The organism is Haladaptatus ordinarius, from assembly GCF_054177595.1.
In genome coordinates, this window is the sequence record NZ_JBPEHH010000268.1 from 1 (window position 1) to 1,142 (window position 1,142).

The 1,142-nt window shown below is 53.1% G+C and carries 1 protein-coding gene; it reads right to left on the bottom strand.

Annotated elements, in window-relative coordinates; translation table 11 throughout:
- Positions 1–338 precede the first annotated feature (338 nt).
- Positions 339–959, bottom strand: coding sequence for an ATP-binding protein (locus tag ACR3FF_RS27115; protein WP_458191199.1), 621 nt, complete (start codon positions 957–959; stop codon positions 339–341).
- Positions 960–1,142 lie beyond the last annotated feature (183 nt).

The window sequence follows — 1,142 nt, forward strand, 5'->3', positions numbered from 1 at the left end:
GCCTCATTACGCACCAATCCGGACAGCGGCTGAATCAGGCGACTGATTCAGTCGCCTCATTCTGACTACTACGTGTCAGCAACTGGTCTCTTGAGCCAGAGTGGACAACTAGCGACATTTTCGAGGTCGGATTCGAGGCGCCCGAGCTCGAACACCAACTGATTCGCCTCTTTATCGAGATCCAAGACCTCACTGTATTCCGCTTCTTCAAGTTCCTTAACTTCGTCTTCGAGGGCTTCAATCTCCTCTGTAAGGTCGATTCGTGTCTCACGGAGGTCTTCAAGCCGAGTTTTGTGTTCCTCGAGTTCGGTCGCTTCGTTTTCGAGTACCTTGATGCTCTATTCCTCGGTCGAAATTTTGAATCGGATGTCCTCAAGACGCGAGCGAGTATCGCTTAGCTCGTCGAGTTTCTCCTCGATTTCGGTTTCCAGTCGTGTCCTTTCTTCTTCGAGGCCGGGCAGTTGCTGTTCGAGCGAGTCGAGTTCGGCGAGTTCGTCGTCGATCTGGCGTTTCTCGGTTTCAAACTGCTCGATTTCGGCCTGATTCGCGTCCGTATCAACAGGCCGCATGATGAGATCGCGAAGGTAGTCCCCACGGGCGATCGCGCGACGGGCCTTGTTTGATTCCAGCAAGAAGGCAAAGAGACCCGCGAGTTCGGGATCGTCGAGGTACAAATTACCGATCATCGTAACCGTTCCACTTCGGCGTGCAAGCGACCGCATGTAGGTCTCGTCGCCAATCGTCAGTTCGACCCTCCCCTCTTTGGCATCGCCTTTCAGGGATGTTTGGTCGCAGCCGAGCGCCGTCATAATCGCCTGGAGGAAGGACATGCGATTCATCGCGTTGCGACCAGTAAAAGCGGTCACACCCGGGGAGAGTGTAACTTCTGTCTCGTCACTGCCACCGATGTTTCGGACGCTCAGGTCAACCTGAGCGAAATCTTCCTGCGCTGATTCCATACGCAGTCGTTCTCCTTCTTCACCATAATAAGTTGACATTCAGCGCCAAATCATTACAGATATGCACTGAGGGTGTCATAGAACGATTAGCACACCAAAGAGCAGGGTGAACGCTGATGTGGAATGAGTTCAGCGACCCTGCAAGATGATCCTTCGGTAGAGTCCTTCTTCAATGTCGTGGAG